Origin of the sequence: uncultured Gardnerella sp. (assembly GCF_947280595.1) — a bacterium.
GTDB lineage: Bacteria > Actinomycetota > Actinomycetes > Actinomycetales > Bifidobacteriaceae > Bifidobacterium > Bifidobacterium vaginale_A.
The window spans coordinates 1-5,839 of record NZ_CAMYOS010000032.1 but is presented as its reverse complement, the minus strand read 5'-3'; the positions used below and the strand labels follow the sequence as shown (position 1 = coordinate 5,839).

At 39.5% G+C, this 5,839-nt stretch carries 7 protein-coding genes; all 7 read right to left on the bottom strand.

From position 1 onward, the window contains the following. A partial coding sequence (locus Q0X59_RS06060; RefSeq protein ID WP_297643911.1) for a hypothetical protein occupies positions 1-598 on the bottom strand: 598 nt, incomplete at its 3' end. A 57-nt stretch (positions 599-655) separates the two neighbouring features. Continuing rightward, positions 656-1,996 carry a DNA recombination protein RmuC gene (gene rmuC / locus Q0X59_RS06055; RefSeq protein ID WP_297643909.1) on the bottom strand — a complete coding sequence of 447 codons (1,341 nt, stop codon included), beginning with the start codon at positions 1,994-1,996 and terminating at the stop codon, positions 656-658. 54 nt (positions 1,997-2,050) lie between these two features. Further along, positions 2,051-2,782 carry a hypothetical protein gene (locus tag Q0X59_RS06050; RefSeq protein ID WP_297643907.1) on the bottom strand — a complete coding sequence of 244 codons (732 nt, stop codon included), beginning with the start codon at positions 2,780-2,782 and terminating at the stop codon, positions 2,051-2,053. Continuing rightward, positions 2,772-3,866: a hypothetical protein gene (locus Q0X59_RS06045; protein ID WP_366517022.1), complete on the bottom strand. Its 1,095-nt coding sequence runs from the start codon at positions 3,864-3,866 to the stop codon at positions 2,772-2,774. Before Q0X59_RS06045 ends, Q0X59_RS06050 begins: the two co-directional genes overlap by 11 nt. A 533-nt stretch (positions 3,867-4,399) precedes the next feature. After that, the gene (locus tag Q0X59_RS06040) at positions 4,400-5,167 is read right to left on the bottom strand and encodes an ATP-binding cassette domain-containing protein (protein WP_064346759.1); all 768 of its coding nucleotides are present in this window, start codon (positions 5,165-5,167) and stop codon (positions 4,400-4,402) included. 47 nt (positions 5,168-5,214) lie between these two features. After that, positions 5,215-5,343: a hypothetical protein gene (locus tag Q0X59_RS06035; RefSeq protein WP_297643900.1), complete on the bottom strand. Its 129-nt coding sequence runs from the start codon at positions 5,341-5,343 to the stop codon at positions 5,215-5,217. 293 nt (positions 5,344-5,636) lie between these two features. Further along, positions 5,637-5,839, bottom strand: a 203-nt coding sequence (locus Q0X59_RS06030) for a hypothetical protein (RefSeq protein ID WP_297643898.1), incomplete at its 5' end; no start/stop codon positions are given.

Sequence of the window (5,839 nt, the reverse complement as noted above, 5' to 3'; positions counted from 1 at the left end):
GATCTGCATCTGCACGTAATTCTTCTTCATCGAAAGCTTGAACAAATGCCATTTTAGTACTCTCCTCACTTATTGGATTTACTAATTGAAGATGCCTCATGCCTTGTTCGTCGGCGTCAACACCACCAATTAATGCAACTATAGCAAGAATTTGCGCGCCTTGCTGATTAACAATGCCAAAATCAAGACTTAATTCATTGCCGTGTCGTAAAGTCACAAGCGAAGAAGTTTGAACATACGATTTTTCAGAAAGCCAAGAGTCAAGCAATAATACTCGCTTGCCTTTAACTGACGGACCTTTTGTTGCAGGAAAAACAAAATCCATAACAAAGCCGTCGAGTGCAATTCCTTTACGTTCTGCAGCATGAATAAGCGCAAAAACCATTGGAACTGCAGCAGCAGTTAACGCACCAACAGCGTCAACATCGCGCTCTAACGAATACCCAGCTTTCTCAATTGCGTCAAAAAGAACATCACCAACCAACTTGGAGCCGCGCTGATTAAAAGTAACAGAAAACAGTTCACTAAATGGTTTCGCACTCATATCCGCACAAAGCATGCGCTTAAGTTCCGCACGTTCCTCTTGTAATTCTGCCATTTTGCACTCCTTAGCGTTTAGAGTTGTTCAATTTTTGATGCTTTGATGTTTTTATGCTTAACGATCTTCTACTGATACTTCCGGAGCGCTCAGCTCTTTAACATCAGCTTTATCAGAATCTATAAGATCTATTGAAGCAATAACTTTACTTTGGTCTAACTTCTGAAGTTTACGCGCTGTTACCAACACTCGCGACTCAAGCGAAGAAGCAAACTTATTGTAAGCTGCAACTGTTCTTGCCAAAGATACGCCAAGTTTTGAAGCATTTTCTCCAAGAACTGCAAAGCGATCGTACAATTCTCGAGATAAATCGAAAAGTTCTTTTGCGTCATCTGTAAGACTTTGCTGCTGCCATGCGTACGCAACAGACTTAAGCACAGCCCACAAAGTAACTGGTGAAGTGAGTGCTACTTTTTGCGCAAAAGCATCATCCATAAGCGTTGGATCCGCTTCAAGAGCTGCCTGAAGCAATGCTTCGTTTGGAATAAATGCAACTACAAAATCTGGTGCTGTTTCAAAAGCCTGCCAATATGCTTTAGCTCCTAATACTCTGACGTGCTCTCGCAAAGCCTTAGCGTGCGCTTTGAGAAGCTCGCTCCTTCTAGCTAATTCTTCGTCACTTGCATTATCTGGTATTTCGCAAGCGCGCTGATAATCAGCATACGGAACTTTTGCATCAACTGGAATTGTTTTGCCTCCTGGCAGATGCACAACCATATCTGGCCTCTGCTGCTCGCCATTTACTCCAGTTACAACAACCTGCGTATCAAAATCAACATGCTCAAGCAAGCCTGCAGATTCAACAATATTCTTTAGTTGAGCCTCGCCCCAAGCTCCGCGAACCTTATTATTTCGCAATGCTGCAGAAAGCGAACTTGTTTCGCGGTCAAGCCTTGTTTGCTGCTCACTTAAGCCTTTAAGCTGAGTGCTTAGCACGCCCATTTCTTGCTTACGCCCTTCTTCAATCTGCGAAACTTTATTCTTCAATGCTTCGAGATTGTCTTTTACTGGAGCAAGCGCTTCCAAGACTTTACCTTGCTCTTTCAAAGTTTTTTCACGATTTAACCGTTCGCGTTCTTCTCGCTCTGCGCGCAATTGTTCTTCGCGATTCACTCGCAATTGCTCTGCTTGCTGCGCTTTAACAAGTTCTGCTTCAACAAACTTTAATCGCTCAGCAAGCTGCTCTGCTTGTGTGCGATATCGTATAGCCTGATTGCCATTTTCTTGAGCTTGAGCGCGCGCTTGTTCATACTGCGAGCGTAATTCGTTAAATTCGCGTTGGTTTACGCCATTAGCGCCTTGCGTTCCAGAGTTGTGCTTAACAATAGTCAACACAATAACAGCGGTTATTGCTACAGCAACCACCATTAAAACAAGCATCACAATATTATCGAACATACGTTCTATTAAACACTATTGAGTTGACTTTTAAAACATAATTAAACACGCCTTTTAAGCACGTTCAAAATAAAGCAATCCACGTCCACACGTGCCGCTCCACAGGCAAACTGCAATTACAGTAAGCACAACAACGACATATAACAATATGGATTGTCCAGGAATTACAGGCAAAGTTCCAGAAGGATACCATCGCAAAATCAATCCAATTTTACTTTGCAAACCTTGTGTGGCAATATTCATCACCGCTAAAAAGACACCAAATGCAAGGCCGTAAAACCTTCCAAAACAGGCTAATCCAATCATTATGAGCACAATATCAATCCACGCATTACCTAAAATCATCTGCAATGTACTCAATAACTGCAAATCAATTATACGAACAATTAACACTGAAGCGCCGAATGAAACAAACAAACACAATAAAGCAGCACTCAATGCATATATTCGCAACCTTTTCATCACGAAACGTTCCCACGATACCATAATCGGAGCAAGGCAAACGAATGCCGCGGCAATAAACCCAACTACAATAACTTCATACAGAGGAACAACAAAATTAACAACACTACTACCAGATTGACATTGGAACGTTATACCTTCTACCGCATTATGCACATTAGCAGAATCTGGCAAACACATATAACCAACATAAACTGGCAACTGCGTTACAAATGATCTGAATATAACAAGCATTAAAGAGGGAAGGACTACGGACAATAAAATTGCAACGATTGCAACAATATAATGCCTACCTTCAAGCCACGCGCGGAAATTATTTTTCATGCTTATCACCAAGTTCCGATAAGACTTGTTGTGGAGTTATGAGGCATTGATTAAGTTCTTTAACATGATTTTTTACAAATTGTTTCAGCTTAGCATCATCAGCATTATTAATACTCATAGCCACTTTATCGTTTGCTTCACCTGGAATAAATCCGTATGCCCCATACACATCATTACTTATACGAGAAGGAAGCTGAGCAAGCAAAAATGCTGTAACAGAAGCGTTTGAATCAAGATTCTTTTTTACATATACTTCTTTCATAGCACTTGATGCACATTTTGCAGGCACAAATCTTTGTAACACTTCTTGAGCGATACCAGTCATATCACCATATTTCTCAGAACGCCTAACAAATGTATCTGTTTGTTGTTGAATAACAGTAGCTTTAAGATTACGTAACTTTATTAAACCACTATTAGTAAGATTCCAAGATTTTTCAGTATTCGTTGGAGTAAACGCATTTCCAAGCACAAGCACAATTCCTTTGCCTTGCGAATCTCTCTGATTCTTAGGAAACCAAGAAGCAACAGTTTTCAAATGTTTAACAGCACGAAGTTTACGAATATAAGCTTCTTCAGGATGTACACAAACAGAAAAAGCAGTATCTTTAAACGTCGTACACTGAGGCACAAAAGGTCCAGAGCGAATCCAAGGTTTTGGACCCCACATAGCTATACAACAAGCACATACTATTGGCATAATTAAAGAAAGACTTATTGCTTTTATGCGCCAATAAGATCCCTTTTGCCAAAAATATCTAATATGCGCGCAACAAAGAATGCATGAAACGATAACAACACACACAAAGAATATGCGCAAAGTCACCAACCATGGGTTCATGCGCAAACCAGGCTCAGCACCAATACCAGCGTCCGACACTGGAAGTATTGCGTATAAACTACTACCCCAATATCTAGGAAAAATATCTCCCTGAGGTATGGCGCCATTACGCATTATAATGACGCCATAAATACAGCACCAAATTATTGCAAAAGATAATAAAGCTGAGAATACAATTGCCCAACGATTGCCAATAATTACTCCTAAAGTAAAACCAATTGCAAAAAATGCACTTGGCGTCACGCCTCCACATAATAGTGGAAAATACGGGAAATTTGTAATATTTACATCACTCTGAATTACTGTTGGCAATATACTTACACAATATAACAAACTGCACAGTATAGCGCCTTTTAGTATAGGAATAGCGTAACGACTGGCTGATTTTCCTGCACACCACGCAGGATTAACCAAACATCTAGGCGAGCAAGCTTTACATGAACACCATGCGCCAAAAATGCAAGCAACAATATCAGACAAACAATGCATCCACGTGACATCTATTCTTAACCAAAGCGCATAATTATTATTATGCGCTAAAAAATTTGCCACACCCAAAAAAATAGGATATGCAATCAAAAATAAGCTAAAAACACAACTGCTTATTAGAGATAATGGGGACATAATATGTGAAACAATTGTGCACTTCTTATGACTTTTCGTAAAAAATCCGAATTCAGTCAAAAAGTTAGAATATTGACGCATATTTAATCACATCCCTACTCACTACCACATTAACAAAATAAGAAACTATACATATCCAGTTACTGCTATTACTAATTTTTATGAAATTTAGATAGCAAATGCCTATACCCTGATTCCCATGGAGTTACCATAAGATCTTCACGATTAGCATATTGAAGAAGATTATCCATTTTCCCATCAAGCAATATAATTCCTTCATTAAGAACTATAACCCGATCCGCAATTACTGCTAAATCTTCTACTAAATGTGTACTGACAATAACAGTATGCTTTTGCGAATAAGACTTAAGAAAATTACGAATATCAATACGCTGCTCAGGATCTAAACCAACAGTAGGCTCATCAAGTATTAGTACTGCAGGCTGACTAGCAATCACACAAGCAATACCAGCACGCTGACGCTGACCTCCTGATATTTTAGCAACTATGCGATGTGCTTGTTTTTCCAAGCCAACCTGTTTGAGAGCATTCCAAGCAGCTTGATACGCAGCACTCCACGATAAACCTCGCGCCCATGCGGCATATTGAACATTTTTTAACACACTCGATGCATTCATAAGTTCAAATGATTGTGGCAAATAACCAATATTTGACCGAGCTTTAGCCCTTTCCGCACGACAAGTTACATCAAAGCCATGAACAAAAAGTTTCCCACTAGAGGGAGCATAAATAGTCGCTATAACGTTAAGCAGAGTAGTTTTCCCAGCACCATTTGGCCCCAAAAGACCACATATGCCAAAAGATAAATCTATAGAAAGATTATGCAAAATTTGTTTTTTCCCATACGAAAAATTCACATTAACAAGTTGCACACCTGAGCCCGTATATGATTCTTGCATATCTCCCCACTTAACGTTATAGCAATTTGATATTTATATCAACTAGACTAATTACTTCCAACTTCCATGGTGACAGGGTTGCCACTAGGAGTATCATTAAACCCAAAAATACAGCCACCAGAATATTCAACGCCATCTTTTATCCAATTAGTATCTCCATTCTCAATCTGCTTCATAACGTATTCAGCCCTGAATACGTACACTTATTCTATAAGAATTCAACATAAAAAAATAGATTTTTACAAAAACCAATTAAAATTTTAAAAGATACGCATATCCTATAATGCCAATTATCAGTAATAACTCGAAAAATTAAGGGGGAAATCCACCCTTTTATTACAAGTTAATTCCACAAATATTTTTTATTCAGATACAAAAATAGCGTGCTGTCTACTGGAAAATAATCCAATAAACAGCACGCTTTGTTTTATTTGACTACATTATTTGACTACATTGAAGAATGCAGGCACTACGCAATCTTGAGAGTTACATGGTCGTCGCTCTCTGCACAATCCGCAACTACGCGAGCGCCATCATGCACCTTGCCGGAAAGCAGCAATCGCGCAAGCTGATCGCCAATTTCCGTTTGAACCAATCTACGCAACGGACGAGCACCATAAACTGGATCATAGCCATGCTCTGCAAGCCAAGCGCGAGCAGAATCGCTCACAT